This is a genomic window from Variovorax sp. W1I1 (assembly GCF_030815625.1).
Taxonomy (GTDB): Bacteria; Pseudomonadota; Gammaproteobacteria; order Burkholderiales; family Burkholderiaceae_C; genus Variovorax; species Variovorax paradoxus_C.
In genome coordinates, this window is sequence record NZ_JAUSWZ010000001.1 from 2,076,838 (window position 1) to 2,093,421 (window position 16,584).

The following is a 16,584-nucleotide window of genomic DNA, read 5'->3' on the forward strand; positions in this document are numbered from 1 at the left end:
TTATGCCCCGATGCCTTTACAAGCCACCTGAAGCGAATCTGAACCGCCGGGTAATGTCATAATCCGCGCTGCAAGTCAAAAGGCAAACGGGTCAAGGTCCGGCGGAACATCAGTCCGCTCATGGCTATGGCCTCAAGTCCTGGCGCGGCCCCACAAGGGTTGGCAAGGGGCACCCAAGGTTTTTCGTTCCCGAAAAAACACAAAGGTTGATCATGGAAATCTCGAAGGCGGAGATCATCTCCGCAGCAGCCGCGTCCTCAGGCGCCGGCAACCCAACGCAAGAACTCATGGGCGCTGAAGTGCTGATCAAGGCACTGCAGGCCGAAGGCGTCCAGTACGTCTGGGGCTACCCCGGCGGCGCGGTTCTGTACATCTACGACGCGTTCTACAAGCAGGACACCATCCAGCACGTTCTGGTGCGCCACGAGCAGGCAGCCGTGCACGCGGCCGACGGCTATGCACGCGCCACCGGCGAAGTCGGCGTGGCACTGGTCACCTCGGGTCCCGGCCTGACCAACGCGGTCACCGGCATCGCTACGGCGTACATGGACTCCATTCCGATGGTGATCATTTCGGGCCAGGTACCCACCGCTGCCATCGGCCTCGATGCCTTCCAGGAATGCGACACGGTCGGCATCACCCGCCCCATCGTCAAGCACAACTTCCTCGTCAAGGATCCCAAGGATCTGGCCATGACGATGAAGAAGGCCTTCCACATCGCACGCAGTGGCCGTCCCGGCCCCGTGGTGGTGGACGTGCCCAAGGACGTTTCCTTCAAGAAGACGCCCTATGCCGGCTATCCCGACAAGGTCGAGATGCGCTCGTACAACCCGGTGCGCAAGGGCCACGGCGGCCAGATCCGCAAGGCGCTGCAACTGCTGCTCGCGGCCAAGCGTCCGTACATCTACACCGGCGGCGGCGTGCTCCTGGGCAATGCATGCAACGAACTGCGCACGCTGGTCGACATGCTCGGCTACCCGGTCACGAATACGCTGATGGGCCTGGGCGCCTATCCGGCGAGTGACCGCAAGTTCCTCGGCATGCTGGGCATGCACGGCACCATCGAAGCCAACAATGCGATGCAGAACTGCGACGTGCTGCTGGCCGTGGGTGCGCGATTCGACGACCGCGTGATTGGCAACCCGAAGCACTTCGCGACGAACGAACGCAAGATCATCCACGTCGACATCGACCCCTCGAGCATCTCCAAGCGCGTGAAGGTCGACATCCCGATCGTCGGCGACGTGAAGGACGTGCTCACTGAGCTGATCTCGATGATCCGCGAGAGCACCACCAAGCCCGACGCCGGCGCGCTGGCCGACTGGTGGAAGACCATCGAGGCCTGGCGTTCGCGCGACTGTCTCAAATACGACCGCGGCAACAAGGACGTGATCAAGCCGCAGTACGTGGTCGAGACGCTCTGGAACATGACCAAGGACGCCGACGCGTACATCACGTCGGACGTGGGCCAGCACCAGATGTGGGCCGCGCAGTATTACCGCTTCGACGAGCCGCGCCGCTGGATCAATTCGGGCGGCCTGGGCACCATGGGCGTGGGCATTCCCTACGCCATGGGCATCAAGCTCGCGAAGCCCGATTCGGAAGTGTTCACCATCACCGGCGAAGGCTCGGTGCAGATGTGCATCCAGGAACTCTCCACCTGCCTGCAATACAACACGCCGATCAAGATCTGCTCGCTCAACAACCGCTACCTGGGCATGGTGCGCCAGTGGCAGGAGATCGAATACTCCGGCCGCTACAGCCACAGCTACATGGATGCACTGCCGAACTTCGTGAAGCTGGCCGAGGCCTATGGCCACGTCGGCATGCTGATCGAGCGTCCACAAGACGTGGAGCCCGCGCTGCGTGAAGCGCGCAAGCTCAAGGACCGCACGGTGTTCATGGACTTCCGCACCGATCCCACCGAGAACGTGTTCCCGATGGTGAAGGCCGGCATGGGCATCACCGAGATGCTGTTGGGTTCCGAAGATCTTTGATCTCCGGCGCATTCGCTTTTAACTCTTTACTGACGAATCTATTGCCCGCCAAGCCTGCGCATTACCGTGCGTGGGGGAGGGCGGCGAAAAGAGGAGTCACGCAAACATGAAACACATCATTGCAGTGCTGCTGGAAAACGAGCCGGGTGCTCTTTCCCGCGTGGTGGGCCTGTTCTCGGCCCGTGGCTACAACATCGAATCGCTGACCGTCGCGCCGACCGAGGATGCAAGTCTCTCGCGCATGACCATCGTCACGACCGGTTCGGACGATGTGATCGAACAGATCACCAAGCACCTGAACCGCCTGATCGAGGTCGTGAAGGTCGTCGACCTGACCGAAGGTGCCTACACCGAGCGCGAGCTCATGATGGTGAAGGTGCGGGCGGTGGGCAAGGAGCGGGAAGAGATGATGCGCATGGCCGAGATTTTTCGCGGCCGCATCATCGACGTCACCGACAAGAGCTACACCATCGAACTCACCGGCGATCACGGCAAAAACGACGCTTTTTTGGAAGCGATCGACCGTAGCGCTATCCTCGAGACTGTCCGCACCGGTGCCAGCGGCATCGGGCGCGGCGAGCGCATCCTGCGCGTGTAGGGGGTGAAGATCCCCTCAGTTCCATCGTTTATCAAACACGACATGAGGAGAAGGTAATGCAACAGTTGTTGGGCTTCGACAAAATGGTGACTCCCATCATCATCCGGATAGTCTATTTTCTCGGACTGCTGGTGGTCTTGATTACCGGGGTCGCAACGCTTTTCAGCGGCGGCCTGCGAGGGGTTCTAACCGGCCTCGCCATTTTGGTTTTCGGCGCGATCATGGTTCGCGTCTATAGCGAATTGCTGATCCTGCTGTTCCGCATTCACGACAACCTCGTGTCCATCAACCAGCAAATGAAGGACCGGAATCCCTCCGGCCAACTGTGAGTGAACGCACCCCCGCTTGAGGGGGTGCTCGAGATTAATTAGGAAAGACGCATCATGAAGGTTTACTACGACAAGGACGCCGACCTCAGCCTCATCAAGGGCAAGACGGTCGCAATCATCGGTTACGGGTCGCAAGGTCATGCGCACGCGCAGAACCTGAACGACAGCGGCGTCAAGGTCGTGGTCGGCCTGCGCAAGGGTGGTGCTTCGTGGGACAAGGTCGGCAAGGCCGGCCTGCAGGTCGCCGAAGTGGCCGATGCCGTGAAGTCCGCCGACGTCGTCATGATCCTGCTGCCCGACGAGCAGATCGCCAATGTCTACAAGAACGACGTGGCCCCGCACATCAAGGAAGGCGCCTCGCTCGTCTTCGCGCACGGCTTCAACGTGCACTACGGTTTCGTGCAACCGCGCGCCGACCTGGACGTGTGGATGGTCGCCCCCAAGGCCCCGGGCCACACCGTGCGCAGCACCTACACGCAAGGCGGCGGCGTGCCCCACCTCGTGGCCGTGCACCAGGACAAGACCGGCAAGGCGCGTGACCTCGCGCTGAGCTACGCCACCGCCAACGGCGGCGGCAAGGCCGGCATCATCGAGACCAACTTCCGCGAAGAAACCGAGACCGACCTGTTCGGCGAACAAGCGGTTCTGTGCGGCGGCACGGTCGAGCTGATCAAGGCTGGTTTCGAAACGCTGGTGGAAGCCGGCTACGCGCCCGAAATGGCGTACTTCGAATGCCTGCACGAGCTCAAGCTGATCGTCGACCTGATCTATGAAGGCGGCATCGCCAACATGAACTACTCGATCTCGAACAACGCCGAATACGGCGAGTACGTCACGGGCCCGCGCATCGTGACCGACGAGACGAAGAAGGTCATGAAGCAGGTGCTCAAGGACATCCAGACCGGCGAATACGCCAAGAGCTTCGTGCTCGAAGCCGCTGCCGGCCAGCCCGCGCTGATCAGCCGCCGTCGCCTGAACGCAGAGCACCAGATCGAAGTCGTCGGCGAAAAGCTGCGCGCGATGATGCCCTGGATCAAGAAGAACAAGCTGGTCGACCAGACCCGTAACTGATCTTCGCGCCAGGAGGGTGCTTCGGCACCCGTTTCCCGAGGGCCACCCGTCGCGGTGGCCCTTTTGTTTGTCGGGGGCGCAGGGCCCCCTGAACTACACTGCGAACCATGCGACTCACAGATCAAAATGCTATCGAATGGATAGCTGCTCGCGCAGTGCCCATGAGGGACGGAGGCAACTTCAATGCATGACGACACGCTCCCCGACGATGTGCAGCCGCGCAAGCGTCGCAAGGGCATCTACATCCTGCCGAACCTGTTCACGCTGGCGGCGTTGTTCGGCGGCTTCTATTCGGTCGTGATGGCCATGAACGCGCGCTTCGATCTCGCGGCGCTCGGCGTATTCGCCGCGATGATCCTCGACAGCCTGGACGGGCGCGTCGCGCGCATGACCAATACGCAAAGCGCGTTCGGCGAGCAGATGGATTCGCTGTCCGATATGGTGTCGTTCGGCGCGGCGCCGGCGCTCATCGCCTACGAATGGTCGCTCAAGGGCCTGGGTCGCTGGGGCTGGATCGCGGCCTTCGTTTACTGCGCTTGTGCGGCCCTGCGGCTTGCGCGTTTCAACGTGAACACCGGTGTGGTCGACAAGCGCTGGTTCCAGGGGTTGCCGTCGCCTGCCGCGGCGGCGCTCGTCGCGGGCTTCATCTGGCTTGTGAACGAATGGGGCAAGCGCGGCGGTGAGGTGCTGTACCTCTCGTGGACGCAGATCACCTGGGTCACCTTCGCGTTCACGCTCTATGCGGGCCTCTCGATGGTGACGAACGCACCGTTCTACAGCTTCAAGGACGTGCAGATGAAGAAGAGCGTGCCCTTCGTCGTGATCGTGCTCATTGCGCTCGGCATCGCGGTCATCAACATCCATCCGCCGACGGTGCTGTTCGGCCTCTTCGTGGCCTATGGTTTGAGCGGCTATGTGGTTTACGCATGGCGCAAGGCCAAGGGTCAGCCGGTCAGCGTGATCAGCACCTCGACCGAAGAGCCCGACGAGCGGGGCTTGCACAACTGAATGTCGCTTATGCTACATTCGCAACCCTCATGACCAAGATTTCGCTGCTGGCCCTACTAGCCCTCCCTCACGGGCGGAGACGGTAGCGCACGCGCAAATCCCTCACCACGGCCCGTTCGCACCAGCAACGGGCCGTTTGTTTTTGGGGTTGCTGGTTGATTACCAACCATCACAGAGAAATCGACATGCTCAAGCAACCGCAAGCCAAATACCGCGCATTCGCCCCGATCGGCCTCAAGGACCGCACCTGGCCCGATGCCGTGCTGACCAGGGCCCCGATCTGGCTGTCGACCGACCTGCGCGATGGCAACCAGGCCCTGGTCGAGCCCATGGACATCGCGCGCAAGATGCGGATGTTCGAGACCCTCGTGGCGATCGGCTTCAAGGAAATCGAAGTCGGCTTTCCGTCCGCATCGCAGGTCGAATTCGACTTCGTGCGCAAGCTCATCGAGGAAGACCGTATCCCCGACGACGTGACGATCCAGGTGCTGACGCAGGCCCGTGACCACCTCATCGCCCGCACCTTCGAATCGCTGCAAGGCGCCCCGCGCGCCATCGTGCATCTCTACAACGCCGTGGCCCCGGTGATGCGCCGCGTGGTGCTCGGCATGGACGAAGACCAGATCGTCGAACTCGCCAGCAGCCACGCACGCATGTTCAACGACTTCGCCGCGAAGCAGCCGAACACGAAGTGGACCTTCCAGTACTCGCCCGAAATGTTCTCGGGCACCGACGTTGTGTTTTCCAAGCGCGTGGTCGATGCAGTCACCGAAGTCTGGGCGCCGACGCCCGAGCACAAGTGCATCGTCAACCTGCCCACGACGGTCGAGCATTCGACGCCCAACATCTTCGCGGACATGATCGAGTGGATGCACCGCAACCTCGCTCGCCGCGATTCGATCGTGCTGTGCGTGCACCCGCACAACGATCGCGGCACCGGCACCGCCGCCGGTGAGCTGGCCTTGATGGCGGGCGCCGAGCGCATCGAAGGCTGTCTCTTCGGCAACGGCGAGCGCACCGGCAATCTCGACCTCGTGAACGTTGCGCTTAACCTCTACACGCAGGGCGTCTCACCCGAACTGGACTTCTCGAACATCGACGAGATCCGCGCGACCGTCGAGCACTGCAACCAGATTCCGGTGCACCCGCGCCATCCTTATGTCGGCGATCTCGTCTACACCTCGTTCTCGGGCTCGCACCAGGACGCGATCAAGAAGGCCTTCGCCGCGCGCAAGGAAGGCGACATCTGGGACATGCCCTACCTCCCCATCGATCCGAAGGACGTGGGCCGCAGCTACGAGGCGGTGATCCGCGTGAACAGCCAGTCGGGCAAGGGCGGCATGGCCTACCTGCTCGAGAGCGAGTACGGCCTCGAGATGCCGCGTCGCCTGCAGATGGAATTCATGCAGAGCGTGCAGCGCGTGATGGACGTGGCCGGCAAGGAGCTCACTGCCGCCGACCTCTGGCAGCTCTTCGTGAGCGAGTACGGCATCGAGACCGCGCAATCGTTGCAGCACCGCGTGATCGAAGAAGAAGGCGAGGGCGCCAACGCCTCCGTCATCCTGCGCGGCGACCTGCCATGGGATGGTGAAAGCCGTGCCATCGAAGGCCGTGGCAACGGCCCGATCGACGCCTTCACGCAAGCGCTGAGCAAGGCCACTGGGCACACCGTGCGCGTGATGGACTACCACCAGCACGCGATCGGAGCCGGCGCCGATGCGAAGTCGGTGGCGTACCTCGAACTGCGCGTGGACGAAAGCCAGACGCTGTTCGGCGTGGGTATCGACGCCAACGTGATCACGGCGTCGCTGAAGGCCATCGTCTCGGGCGTGCAACGTGCGCGGAGCCGGGGCGCGCGCAGCGCACAATCGGAGGTTGAAGTCGCCTGAAGGCATGACCCCCACGCTCCCGCACTGCGTGTCGTCGCTGCCCCCCGAGGGGGCCGCAGGCCGCCTTGGGAGCGGCCCGGCGTCGGCCCGATCGGCGGCTGATAAAACCCAAGGAGATTCACGATGGCTGACCAACTCATTATTTTCGACACCACCTTGCGCGATGGCGAGCAATCGCCCGGCGCTTCCATGACGCGCGACGAGAAGATGCGCATCGCCAAGCAGCTCGAGCGGCTGAAGGTCGATGTCATCGAAGCCGGTTTCCCGGCCAGTTCGAACGGCGACTTCGAGGCGGTCAAGGCGATTGCCAACGCGATCAAGGATTCGACGGTGTGCGGCCTCTCGCGTGCCAACGACCGCGACATCGCGCGTGCGGCAGAAGCCCTCAAGGGCGCCGCCCGCGGCCGCATCCACACCTTCATCGCGACCTCGCCGCTGCACATGGAAAAGAAGCTGCGCATGTCGCCCGACGAGGTGCACGAGCAGGCGAAGCTCGCCGTGCGCTTTGCGCGCAACCTCGTGAGCGACGTGGAGTTCAGCCCCGAAGACGGCTACCGCAGCGACCCGGACTTCCTGTGCCGCGTGCTGGAAACCGTGATCAACGAAGGTGCCACCACCATCAACGTGCCCGACACCGTCGGCTACGCCATTCCCGAGCTCTACGGCAACTTCATCAAGATGCTGCGGGAGCGCGTTCCCAACAGCGACAAGGCGATCTGGTCGGTGCATTGCCACAACGACCTGGGCATGGCGGTGGCCAATTCGCTCGCCGGCGTGAAGATCGGCGGCGCGCGCCAGGTGGAGTGCACCATCAACGGCCTGGGCGAGCGTGCGGGCAACTGCTCGCTCGAAGAAGTGGTGATGGCGGTGAAGACGCGCCGCGACTACTTCGGGCTCGACCTCAACATCGACACCCAGCACATCGTGGCCGCGAGCCGCATGGTGAGCCAGACGACTGGCTTCGTTGTGCAGCCCAACAAGGCTGTCGTGGGCGCCAACGCCTTCGCGCACGCCTCGGGCATTCACCAGGACGGCGTGCTCAAGGCGCGCGACACCTACGAGATCATGCGTGCCGAAGACGTGGGCTGGGCCGCCAACAAGATCGTGCTGGGCAAGCTCAGCGGCCGCAACGCGTTCAAGCAGCGGCTGCAGGAACTGGGCGTGACGATGGCCGGCGAGGCTGACATCAACGCCGCCTTCCTCCGGTTCAAGGAACTGGCCGATCGCAAGTCCGAAATTTTTGACGAAGACATCCTTGCACTCGTCAGCGCGGAAGAGTTGTCGAACGTTGACGAACAGTTTGCTTTTGTCTCTCTCGCCCAGCACAGCGAAACCGGCGAGCGCCCCCAGGCGAAAGTCGTCTTTACCGTTCAGGGCAAGGAAGTGACCGGAGAATCCGACGGCAATGGCCCGGTTGATGCTTCCCTGAAGGCCATCGAGTCCCACGTGAAGAGCGGCGCCGAGATGGTTCTTTACTCGGTGAATGCGATCAGTGGCTCGACAGAGAGCCAAGGTGAAGTTACAGTTCGGTTACAAAACGCAGGGCGGGTGGTCAACGGTGTGGGTGCAGACCCAGACATCGTGGTTGCTTCGGCAAAGGCTTATTTGAGTGCGCTCAATAAGTTACAGAGCCAAGCTGAGAGAGTTGCAGCGCAAGGTTAGGTTTTCAGGCGTTCCTTGGTATTCGAATGAAGAAGAGGATGCAAGTAACTGATATTGCGTGTCTTTTTTGAATTCGATACACTGCGGTCCTCGTTTGTCGCCGCTGGTGGAGATTTATTAATGCCTGAAGCCCGTCTCCGCCGAGTTTCCAGCCAGCGGTTCTTGCCCGCATTCAAATTCATCGCCGTCGCGCTCTGCGCCACGGCGTTTTTGCTGCCTGGCGCCCAGGCCGCAAAGAAAGAAAAGACCACAGCCGCCAAGACCTCCGTCGCCAAGAAGGCGAAGGGGCCGGTGCCGGTCGAAGTCAAGCGCAATGCGTCCTCCGGCAAGACGGTCGCCAAGCGAAGCGAAAAGGCTGAAAAGGTCGTTCGCGGCGGCCGCAACGTGGTGGCCACGATCCGCAAGAAGAACGGTAAGACCGTGGTGGCCGTCCAGCGCCGCTCGGTGGTGCGCGTGGAAACGCCGGCGCGCCAGTCCTTCGGCCAGATGGCCGGCCTGCACGGCACAGACGACGCACTCGACCTGAAGTCGAGCGTTGCCCTCGTGATCGACCAGGACACGCACGAAGTGCTGTTCAGCAAGAACGACCATGCCGTGCTGCCGATTGCCTCGCTGACCAAGCTGATGACCGGCTTGCTCATCAGCGAAGCCCGTCTGCCGAATGACGAGCTGATCACGATCACCCAAGACGACGTCGATACCGAAAAGGGCAGCCGTTCGCGCCTGACCGTCGGCACGATGTTGTCGCGCGGCGAGCTGCTGCACCTGGCCCTGATGTCGAGCGAAAACCGTGCGGCGCACGCGCTGGGCCGCACCTATCCGGGTGGCCTCTCCACTTTCGTGAGCATCATGAATGCCAAGGCCAAGATGCTCGGCATGAAGGACACGCGCTACGTGGAGCCCACGGGCCTGTCGAGCCGCAACCAGTCGAGCGCGCAAGACCTGGCACTGCTGGTCAACGCCGCTTACGCGGATGCCACGGTGCGCTCGCTTTCCACGTCGCCTGAATACCAGGTTGAGGTCGGCAACCGCGTGCTGCAGTTCAACACCACCAATCGTCTCGTGAAGAGCCCCGACTGGGAAATCGGCGTGCAGAAGACCGGTTTCATCAACGAAGCGGGTCAATGCCTGGTGATGCAGGCCAAGGTGGCCGGCCGCAAGCTGATCATGGTGTTCCTGGATTCGGCGGGCAAGTTCAGCCGTATCGCCGATGCCGAGCGCGTTCGCCGTTGGGTCGAGGCGACGCATGCCGTGCCGGGTTCGCCGGCCGCTTCGCGCAGCGTGAGCTACCAAGTCGCAGGCTGAATCGCAGCAGGGCCGCAATAGCGGTCGCAAAAAAGAAAGCGGGCCAAGGCCCGCTTTGTCTTTTGGAGCTCCGCAAAGGGGCTCAGACGCTCGCTGAAGGCGTGCTGGTTGTCGGGGCAGGCGTTGCCGCAGCCACGCCATCCTTGAACCCCAGCGCGCCCGAGATTTCGTTGGCCGTTGCCTGCAGCTTGGGCAGCCAGCCTTCGTCCAGCCGGTCGGCAGGCGCTGAGATCGAGAGGCCCGCCACCAGCTTGCCCTGGTCGTCGTAGATGCCGGCGGCCATGCAGCGCACGCCCAGCTCCAGTTCTTCGTTGTCACGGGCAATGCCGTACTGGCGCGCCTTCGACAGCTCACGCTCCAGCGCAGGCAATTGCGTGATGCTGTTGCGGGTGTGGCCCGCCAGGCCTGTGCGGGTCGCATAGCTGCGCACCCGTGCCGGATCGTCTGCTGCCAGAAAGAGCTTGCCTGTCGAGGTGAGATGCAAAGCTGCGCGCCCACCGATCGCACGCACCACCTGCATGCCCGAGCGCTCGCTGTAGGAGCGCTCGATGTAGACGATCTCGTCGCCCTGGCGCATGCTGAGGTTCACCGGCTGCTGCGTGAGCTTGTGCAGCTCGCGCATCGGGCCCAGTGCGGCATCGCGCACATTGAGCCGACCCTTCACCAGGTTGCCCAGTTCCAGCAGGCGCATGCCCAACCGGTAGCTGCCCGCCTCGGGCCGGTCGACAAAGCGACCGACCGCCAGGTCGTTGAGGATGCGGTGCGTGGTCGAAGGGTGGAGCCCGGTCTTCTCGCTGATTTCTTTCAGGGAGATGGCCTCCTCGCGGGATGCCAGGACGTCGATAAGCGAAAACATCCGCTCGATCACCTGGATCACGGGAACTGCAGGAACGTCGGATTGGTTTTTTCTCATGGCGCTGTGCGGTGATGACCGAGCGCCATTTTATCTTGTGAAATCGCCGGATGGCTGCCAGTGTCCATCCACCAACACTTCGTGCGGGGAAAAGCGCGCCTTGTAGTGCATCTTGGGGCTGCGTTCGATCCAGTAGCCGAGGTAGACGTGCGGGAGGCCCAGCTTGCGCGCCTGCTCGATCTGCCACAGCACGCTGTAGGTCCCATAACCAGCGCTCGTATCCGGTTCGTAGAACGTATAGACCGCCGAGATCCCGTCGTTCAGCACATCGAGGATCGACACCATCTTGAGTGCGCCTGCGCTGCCGTCGGCCAGCGTCTCGCGAAACTCGACCAGCCGCGAATTGACCCGGCTCTGCAGCAGGAACTGGGTGTACTGGTCGATGCTGTCGTGGTCCATGCCGCCGCCCGCGTGGCGGCCGTTCTGGTAGCGCAGGTAGAGCTGGTAGTGCTCGGGCACGAAGCACAGCTTGAGCACGCGGGCCTGCAGGTCGGCATGCTGCTTGGCGGCGCGGCGCTGGCTGCGCGTCGGCCTGAAGCCGTTGGCCAGCACGCGCAGCGGAATGCAGGCGCGGCAGCCATCGCAGTAGGGCCGGTAGGTGAACATGCCGCTGCGCCGGAACCCGCTGAGCACGAGGTCGGAATAGGCGTCGTTGTGGATCAGGTGGCTGGGCGTGGCCACCTGCGAGCGGGCCTGCCGGTCCGGCAGATAGCTGCAGGGATAGGGCGCCGTCGCGTAGAACTGCAGCGTGTGAAGCGGGAGATCCTTGAGGTGCGTCACGTCGGTGAAAGAGGTCGCGCGGAAAGGAGTTCGGCCCAGTATACGGGCTCGAATTGCCACTGTGGCCCCTCCTGTTCCCGGGCCTTGGCCACGTGGGCGACGAAGCGCTTGCGCGGCATTTCCCGGGCGCCCAGGCTCGCGAGGTGGGCGGTGTTCTGCTGGCAGTCGATCATTTGCACGCCTGCGCGCCGGCACAGGCTCACCAGGGCGGCCAGCGCGATCTTCGAAGCGTCCGGCCGGCGGGTGAACATCGACTCGCCGAACACCGCGCGGCCGAGCGCCACGCAGTAAAGGCCGCCCGCGAGCTCGCCGTCGATCCAGGTTTCGACGCTGTGCGCATGGCCGGCCGCGTGCAATTGCGTATAGGCCTCCACCATGTCCGGCACGATCCACGTTCCCGACTGGCCGATGCGCGGCGAGAGCGAACAGGCCTTGATGACCGCCGCGAAATCGTGGTCGATGCGCACCTCGCAGCCGGGCGTTTCCGCGAATCGGAGCAGGGTCTTGCGAAGCGACCGGTGCAGCTTGAAATCGGCCGCCTGCAGCACCATGCGCGGGTCGGGGCTCCACCACAGGATCGGCTGGTCATCGCTGAACCAGGGGAAGACGCAATGGCTGTAGGCCTGCACGAGCGTATCGACATCGAGTGCGCCGCCCGCCGCCAGAAGGCCCGGAACAGGGTCGGCCACCCCCCATGCCGATGCCGGGTCGGGCAGGGTGTCGCCGGGTTCGAGCCAGGGCAGTTGTCGCATGGCCGTAGGTATACACGGCTTCGCCGGCATCCCCTGTGGGATGAGGGAAAATGGCGCCCCGGCTGCCGGGTGTCGCAAACGATTGCGGTCGGCGCGCCACAGGCCTGCCGTCGCAGCGGACAAGAACCCCCGAAGCCCATATAGTGCTGCTTCCCATTTGCCCCCAAAAAGCGGATCCAGCGGGCCAGCGTTGCCCACCGGGAATCAGCACAAGAGGACCACGTTGACCACTGAACTCAACCCCACCCGCTTTGGCAGCGGCCAGGCGGTGCGCCGCCTCGAGGACGAAAGCCTGCTGGCAGGCGCCGGACGCTACACCGACGACGTCACGCTCCCCGACCAGGCGCATCTCGTTTTCCTTCGCTCTCCCTATCCGCACGCACGCATCGTTTCGATCGACACGAGCACGGCCGCCGCCATGCCCGGCGTGTTGCGCGTCATTACCGGGGCCGAGCTGGCCGCCGCCGGGGTCAAGCCGATGCCAGGTGCCGCCGGGTTCAAGCGCGCGGACGGCAGCGACAGCGCCAGCCCGCCGCGCTACGCCATGGCGAACGAGCGCACGCGCTTCGTGGGCGAGGCGGTGGCCGCAGTGATTGCCGAGACTGTCCAGCAGGCGCGCGATGCCGCCGAGGCCGTGATGGTCGATTACGAAGACCTGCCCATGGTGGTCGACCTTGCCAGCGCAACCGCCGATGGCGCGCCGCAGTTGTGCGAAGAGGCCACCGGCAACATCGCCGCCGAGATGCGGCACGGCAACAGCGAGGCCGCGACCGCCGCCTTCGCCAAGGCCAGCCACGTGGTCGCACTCGATGTCATCAACCAGCGTGTGGTCGCCCTCACCATCGAGCCGCGCTCGGTGCTCGCCGTGCACGACACCAAGACCGATCGCCTCACGATCCGCATGAGCACGCAGATGCCCTCGGGCGTGCGCGATTCCGTGTGCGCCGCCATCGGCCTTGCTAAAGAAAAAGTGCGCGTGGTGGTGGGCGATGTGGGCGGTGGTTTCGGCATGAAGACCGGCGCCTATCCCGAAGACATCGCGGTCGCGTTCGCCGCGCTGCAAGTGAAGCGCCCCGTGAAGTGGGTGGCCGACCGCAGCGAAGAATTCCTCTCCAGCGCGCACGGCCGCGACATCGAGGCGCGCGCCGAACTCGCGCTCGATGCCGAAGGAAAGATCCTCGCGCTGCGCATCAAGACGCTGGCCAACGTGGGCGCCTACGCCACCGGCACAGGCGTCGCGATCCAGCTGCTCATCGGCCCCTGGGTGCAGACCAGCGTCTACGACATCCAGACCATCGACTTCCATTTCAAGGCGGTGCTCACCAACACCGCGCCCACCGGCGCCTACCGCGGCGCGGGCCGGCCCGAAGCCATCTTCACCATCGAGCGCCTGATGGACGAGGCGGCGCGCCAGACCGGCATCGACCGCATCATCCTGCGCCGGATGAACTTCATCCAGCCCGACCAGATGCCTTACAAGAACCCGATGGCGCAGGTCTACGACACCGGCAACTTCGAGTCGGTGATGGACCAGGCGCTCACGCTCGCCGACTGGCAGGGCTTCGAGGCGCGCGCCGCCGAGTCCGCGAAGAACGGCAAGCACCGGGGCCTGGGCATCGCCACTTTTCTCGAATGGACCGGCGGCAACGTATTCGAGGAACGCGTCACCGTCTCTGTGCAGGCCGATGGCGTGATCGAGGTGTTCTCCGCCGTCAACGCCATGGGGCAGGGCATCGCCACCTCGCTCGCGCAGCTCGCGGTCGATGCCTTCGGCGTGCCCATCGAGAAGGTGCGCGTGGTGCTGGGCGACACCGACCGCGGCGACGGCTTCGGCAGCGCAGGTTCCCGTTCGCTCTTCACCGGCGGCTCGGCCGTTCGCATCGGCGCGGAGCGCACCATCGACAAGGCGCGTGAACTCGCGGCGCAAGAGTTCGAGGCCGCCATCGACGACATCATCTACAGCCGCGGCAGCTTCTCGGTGGCCGGCACCGACCTGGAGCTCGACCTCTTCACGCTCGCAGGCAAGCAGCCCGAGCGCGAGATCTTCGTGGATTCCACCAGCACCGTCGCCGGCCCGACCTGGCCCAACGGCTGCCACATCTGCGAGATCGAACTCGATCCGCCCACCGGCGAAATCAGCGTGGTGGCCTACAGCTCGGTCAACGACGTGGGCCGCGTGATCAATCCGATGATCGTGCGCGGCCAACTCGAAGGCGGCGCGGTGCAGGGCATCGGGCAGGCGCTGTACGAGCAGGTGGTGTACGACCAGGAAACCGGCCAGCCGGTGACCGGCAGCCTGATGGACTACGCCGCGCCGCGCGCCGACATCGTCGACACCATGTTCCACATGGAGATGGACGAATCGACGCCTTGCACCAACAACCCGCTGGGCGTGAAGGGCGTGGGCGAGCTGGGCACCATCGGCGCCACGCCGGCCATCGTGAACGCGGTGGCCGATGCTTTCGCGCGCAACGGACTCGCGGCGACTGCGCCGCGCCTGCATATGCCGCTGAGCCCGTCGCGGGTATGGGCGGCGATGCACACAGTGGACTGAACATCCGCCAACAGGTGTTCGAAGGGCACATCTCGCATGCTCATCACCACCGAACTGCAGACCGACCCGATCCGCGTCTCCAGCTACCGCTGCGACGCGGGGCCGGGCGCCCCGTCGTTCACCGAGATGCACGAGGACTATTCGGTCTCGTACGTGCGCAAGGGCAGCTTCGGCTACCGCACGCGTGGCAATGCATACGAGTTGGTGGCCGGCTCGGTGCTGGTGGGCTGCCCGGGTGACGAGTACGTCTGCACCCATGACCACCACATCTGCGGCGACGAGTGCCTGGCATTCCACCTCTCGCCCGGCTTCGTCGATCTCGTCGGCGGCGACAAGCAGACCTGGCGTACCGCGGGGCTTCCGCCATTGCCCGAACTCATGGTGCTCGGCGAACTCGCGCAAGTCGCAGCCGAGGGCGATAGCGACATCGGCCTCGATGAACTCGGCATGTGGTTCGCGAGCCGTTTTGTCGAAGTGGTGGGTGGCCGCGGCAAGCCGATGTCGCCGCAGTCCGCCGCGCCGCGCGACAGGCGCCGCGCGGTCGATGCCGCGATCTGGATCGACGCCAACTCGCACGACGACATCGGCCTCGAAGGCGCGGCCTCCGAAGCGGGCCTGAGCTCTTTCCATTTCCTGCGCCTGTTCTCGCAGGTGCTCGGCGTCACGCCGCACCAGTACCTGGTTCGCTCGCGCCTGCGCCACGCCGCACGCCTGCTGGCGGACGACGACCGGCCGGTGACCGATGTGGCCTTCGACGTGGGCTTTGCCGACCTGAGCAACTTCACGCGCACCTTCCACCGTGCGGCCGGCGTGTCGCCGCGCGGCTTTCGCCAGGCGGCCAAGGGCGACCGCAAGATTCTCCAAGACCGCATGACGGCCCTGCTCAATGATGACCGCCTGGTTCATTCATCAAGCAGGAAGTCATCGCCATGTACGACCACATCGGACTGAAAGTCAAAGACCTCGCCGCGAGCCGGCGCTTCTACGAAGCCGCGCTCGCGCCACTCGGCCATGTGCTGGGCAGCCACGACGACAGCTATGCGGGCATCGGCCCGGCCGATGCGCCCGCCCTCTGGCTCTATGCGGCCAAGGGCGCCCAGGGTCCGGGCACGCACCTCGCGTTCCGCGCACCCGATCACAAGGCCGTCGCGGCCTTCCACAAGGCCGGCCTGGAGGCCGGCGGCACCGACAACGGCGGCGCCGGTCCGCGCGCCGACTACAGCCCGACCTACTACGCGGCCTTTCTCATCGATCCCGACGGCAACAACGTCGAGGCGGTCTGCCCCTGAAGCGCGAAAAGGAAAAAAGCACCATGGCCACGATTTACAAGGAATTCACCGTCGAGGCCGATGCGGCGCAGGTGTGGGATGCGCTGCGCGACTTCGGCGCGGTGCACACGCGCCTCGCGCCTGGCTTCCTCACCGACTGCAAGCTGGACGGGCAAGGCGCGCGCATCGTGAGCTTTGCCAACGGCCTCGTCGCGCGCGAACTGCTGGTGGGCATCGACGAGGCGAATCGCCGGCTCGCCTACACCATCACCGATGGCAAGGCGAGCCACCACCATGCATCCGCGCAGGTGTTCGCCGATGGCGAAGGGCGCTCGCGCTTCGTGTGGATCACCGACGTGCTGCCCGACGAGTTGGCCGCCTACGTCGAGCCGATGATGGAGAAGGGCGGCGAGGCGATGAAGAAGACGCTGGCGTCGAGCCGTTGATCGAAGCGTCGA

General features: G+C 64.2%; 15 protein-coding genes. 12 read left to right on the plus strand and 3 right to left on the minus strand.

Annotated elements, in window-relative coordinates; genetic code table 11:
* Nucleotides 1–212 precede the first annotated feature (212 nt).
* The 8 genes from QFZ83_RS09895 to QFZ83_RS09930 all read left to right on the plus strand — a co-directional run bounded on the left by QFZ83_RS09895 (nt 213) and on the right by QFZ83_RS09930 (nt 9,859).
* Nucleotides 213–1,997, plus strand: coding sequence for an acetolactate synthase 3 catalytic subunit (locus tag QFZ83_RS09895; RefSeq protein ID WP_307505553.1), 1,785 nt, complete (start codon nt 213–215; stop codon nt 1,995–1,997).
* Nucleotides 1,998–2,103: 106 nt separating this feature from the next.
* Nucleotides 2,104–2,595: an acetolactate synthase small subunit gene (gene ilvN, locus QFZ83_RS09900; protein ID WP_013540983.1), complete on the plus strand. Its 492-nt coding sequence runs from the start codon at nt 2,104–2,106 to the stop codon at nt 2,593–2,595.
* 56 nt (nt 2,596–2,651) lie between these two features.
* Nucleotides 2,652–2,924 (plus strand): DUF4282 domain-containing protein, encoded by a 273-nt coding sequence (locus tag QFZ83_RS09905; RefSeq protein WP_013540984.1) that lies wholly within the window; start codon nt 2,652–2,654, stop codon nt 2,922–2,924.
* 54 nt (nt 2,925–2,978) lie between these two features.
* Nucleotides 2,979–3,995 (plus strand): ketol-acid reductoisomerase, encoded by a 1,017-nt coding sequence (gene ilvC, locus QFZ83_RS09910; RefSeq protein ID WP_013540985.1) that lies wholly within the window; start codon nt 2,979–2,981, stop codon nt 3,993–3,995.
* Between the two features lie 183 nt (nt 3,996–4,178).
* Nucleotides 4,179–5,003 carry a CDP-diacylglycerol--serine O-phosphatidyltransferase gene (pssA, locus tag QFZ83_RS09915; protein ID WP_013540986.1) on the plus strand — a complete coding sequence of 275 codons (825 nt, stop codon included), beginning with the start codon at nt 4,179–4,181 and terminating at the stop codon, nt 5,001–5,003.
* Between the two features lie 185 nt (nt 5,004–5,188).
* Nucleotides 5,189–6,892 carry a 2-isopropylmalate synthase gene (gene leuA, locus QFZ83_RS09920; RefSeq protein ID WP_307505556.1) on the plus strand — a complete coding sequence of 568 codons (1,704 nt, stop codon included), beginning with the start codon at nt 5,189–5,191 and terminating at the stop codon, nt 6,890–6,892.
* A gap of 123 nt (nt 6,893–7,015) precedes the next feature.
* Nucleotides 7,016–8,554: a 2-isopropylmalate synthase gene (locus QFZ83_RS09925; protein WP_307505559.1), complete on the plus strand. Its 1,539-nt coding sequence runs from the start codon at nt 7,016–7,018 to the stop codon at nt 8,552–8,554.
* Between the two features lie 120 nt (nt 8,555–8,674).
* Entirely contained in the window at nt 8,675–9,859 is a 1,185-nt protein-coding gene (locus QFZ83_RS09930; protein ID WP_306879021.1) for a serine hydrolase, read from the plus strand.
* A gap of 82 nt (nt 9,860–9,941) precedes the next feature.
* Here the strand turns inward: QFZ83_RS09930 and QFZ83_RS09935 are convergent, their stop codons facing one another.
* Genes QFZ83_RS09935 through aat form a run of 3 tightly spaced genes read right to left on the minus strand, consistent with a single transcriptional unit; the run spans nt 9,942 to nt 12,304 of the window.
* Nucleotides 9,942–10,772, minus strand: a complete 831-nt coding sequence (locus QFZ83_RS09935; RefSeq protein WP_306878220.1) for an IclR family transcriptional regulator — start codon at nt 10,770–10,772, stop codon at nt 9,942–9,944.
* Between the two features lie 30 nt (nt 10,773–10,802).
* Nucleotides 10,803–11,552 carry an arginyltransferase gene (locus tag QFZ83_RS09940; RefSeq protein WP_307505561.1) on the minus strand — a complete coding sequence of 250 codons (750 nt, stop codon included), beginning with the start codon at nt 11,550–11,552 and terminating at the stop codon, nt 10,803–10,805.
* Nucleotides 11,549–12,304, minus strand: a complete 756-nt coding sequence (aat, locus tag QFZ83_RS09945) for a leucyl/phenylalanyl-tRNA--protein transferase (protein ID WP_307505564.1) — start codon at nt 12,302–12,304, stop codon at nt 11,549–11,551. Before aat ends, QFZ83_RS09940 begins: the two co-directional genes overlap by 4 nt.
* 223 nt (nt 12,305–12,527) lie before the next feature.
* Here aat and QFZ83_RS09950 point away from each other — a divergent pair, with 223 nt between their 5' ends.
* The 4 genes from QFZ83_RS09950 to QFZ83_RS09965 are packed head-to-tail and all read left to right on the plus strand — an operon-like array spanning nt 12,528 to nt 16,572.
* A complete protein-coding gene (locus QFZ83_RS09950; protein WP_307505567.1) occupies nt 12,528–14,858 on the plus strand; it encodes a xanthine dehydrogenase family protein molybdopterin-binding subunit in 2,331 nt (776 codons plus the stop codon).
* 36 nt (nt 14,859–14,894) lie between these two features.
* On the plus strand, nt 14,895–15,809 hold the full coding sequence (locus QFZ83_RS09955) for an AraC family transcriptional regulator (protein ID WP_307505570.1): 915 nt from the start codon (nt 14,895–14,897) through the stop codon (nt 15,807–15,809).
* Complete coding sequence (locus QFZ83_RS09960) at nt 15,788–16,147, plus strand: VOC family protein (RefSeq protein WP_307505573.1); 360 nt, start codon at nt 15,788–15,790, stop codon at nt 16,145–16,147. The genes QFZ83_RS09955 and QFZ83_RS09960 overlap by 22 nt, the downstream gene beginning before the upstream one ends.
* A 23-nt stretch (nt 16,148–16,170) precedes the next feature.
* On the plus strand, nt 16,171–16,572 hold the full coding sequence (locus QFZ83_RS09965; protein ID WP_307505576.1) for an SRPBCC family protein: 402 nt from the start codon (nt 16,171–16,173) through the stop codon (nt 16,570–16,572).
* Nucleotides 16,573–16,584 lie beyond the last annotated feature (12 nt).

Bases quoted from the DNA above. Each gene is read 5' to 3' on its own strand.
- QFZ83_RS09895 (WP_307505553.1), top strand. From the start codon at position 213: ATGGAAATCTCGAAGGCGGAGATCATCTCCGCAGCAGCCGCGTCCTCA.
- ilvN (WP_013540983.1), top strand. From the start codon at position 2,104: ATGAAACACATCATTGCAGTGCTGCTGGAAAACGAGCCGGGTGCTCTT.
- QFZ83_RS09905 (WP_013540984.1), top strand. From the start codon at position 2,652: ATGCAACAGTTGTTGGGCTTCGACAAAATGGTGACTCCCATCATCATC.
- ilvC (WP_013540985.1), top strand. From the start codon at position 2,979: ATGAAGGTTTACTACGACAAGGACGCCGACCTCAGCCTCATCAAGGGC.
- pssA (WP_013540986.1), top strand. From the start codon at position 4,179: ATGCATGACGACACGCTCCCCGACGATGTGCAGCCGCGCAAGCGTCGC.
- leuA (WP_307505556.1), top strand. From the start codon at position 5,189: ATGCTCAAGCAACCGCAAGCCAAATACCGCGCATTCGCCCCGATCGGC.
- QFZ83_RS09925 (WP_307505559.1), top strand. From the start codon at position 7,016: ATGGCTGACCAACTCATTATTTTCGACACCACCTTGCGCGATGGCGAG.
- QFZ83_RS09930 (WP_306879021.1), top strand. From the start codon at position 8,675: ATGCCTGAAGCCCGTCTCCGCCGAGTTTCCAGCCAGCGGTTCTTGCCC.
- QFZ83_RS09935 (WP_306878220.1), bottom strand. From the start codon at position 10,772: ATGAGAAAAAACCAATCCGACGTTCCTGCAGTTCCCGTGATCCAGGTG.
- aat (WP_307505564.1), bottom strand. From the start codon at position 12,304: ATGCGACAACTGCCCTGGCTCGAACCCGGCGACACCCTGCCCGACCCG.
- QFZ83_RS09955 (WP_307505570.1), top strand. From the start codon at position 14,895: ATGCTCATCACCACCGAACTGCAGACCGACCCGATCCGCGTCTCCAGC.
- QFZ83_RS09960 (WP_307505573.1), top strand. From the start codon at position 15,788: ATGTACGACCACATCGGACTGAAAGTCAAAGACCTCGCCGCGAGCCGG.
- QFZ83_RS09965 (WP_307505576.1), top strand. From the start codon at position 16,171: ATGGCCACGATTTACAAGGAATTCACCGTCGAGGCCGATGCGGCGCAG.